Annotated in this window: 1 protein-coding gene; it reads left to right on the top strand. The window is 69.1% G+C overall.

Annotation, left to right across the window (positions count from 1 at the left end; all coding sequences use genetic code 11):
* The coding region (locus ETD96_RS44120) for a hypothetical protein (RefSeq protein WP_205719776.1) at nucleotides 1-433 on the top strand (433 nt) is incomplete at its 5' end.
* Nucleotides 434-933 lie beyond the last annotated feature (500 nt).

Below are 933 nucleotides of genomic sequence, written 5' to 3'. Positions count from 1 at the left end.
GCCGCTGGTGCCAGCAGACGAAACGGGCGTAGGCCGTCCTGCGGGAGCACTGGAGCGGCCTGCTGCCAGAACCGCAAGCACCACGATCGCGATGGCGATGCTGTGCCTTCTGACGGTCCCGGTCATCCCCTTCGGGACGGTCCAGGCCGTCGACTTCGGTGCTCTGACGAGCGGCGAGGCAGCAGTACGCGTGACGATGAGCGTGGTCGAGGCCCTCATACTCGCCACGGGCACGCTGCTGCTGTTCCTGCGGAAGACGGCCGGACGCTGGCTGGTCGCAATCGGTGGCGCCGGAGTGACCCTCCACGCGGGGGCGGACCTCATTTCGATCGGAGATAGAGCCGGGCACGCCCCGCCGGGCTTCCTCATCCTGACGGCCGTCACGGCGGCTGCCGCCGCACTCATGGCCCTGCTGCCATCCACCGGCCGCTGACGCCAGCAGAACTAGATGACGTGCGCTGCCGGGCACCGGCCACCCCGGCCAGGCCCTGGAGGTCGCATTGAGGCTAGCGGGAGATTCTGGGCGGGCTGAGCCTCAAACAGCCTTCTGCGACAACCGCGTGTGCACGCAGCGGACGTTCGCCGAACAGGTGCCCCAGGTAGCCCGCCGACTCCGGCCTTCCTCGGAGGAGACGGCCGCCGCCTCCACCAGCGCATGGCGCGTCGCCCCAACCCGACATCGCCGGAGTGCTAAGCGCCGGCAGACTCGCCGACCCGCGCTAGCCGTGTGCGCGGAAACGGTGAGGGACGGCGGTCGGGCGCTGGGCGGCTCAGTTCTCGCGCTGCCATCGTCGATGAACCTTGTGGTGCCTTGCTGCGTCCCATCCCCAAAGGTGAGAAGGGGCGGTGGGGGATGTGACGCGCGGGCAGCGGCTGTCGATAGGGGCGACGTCGAAGAGTTGGACCATCTTCTGGACGCTGCTGGCACCTCTT

The organism is Actinomadura geliboluensis (assembly GCF_005889745.1).
GTDB lineage: Bacteria > Actinomycetota > Actinomycetes > Streptosporangiales > Streptosporangiaceae > Spirillospora > Spirillospora geliboluensis.
Note: the sequence above shows the minus strand (reverse complement) of the source record. Positions and strands in the feature narration are given on the sequence as shown.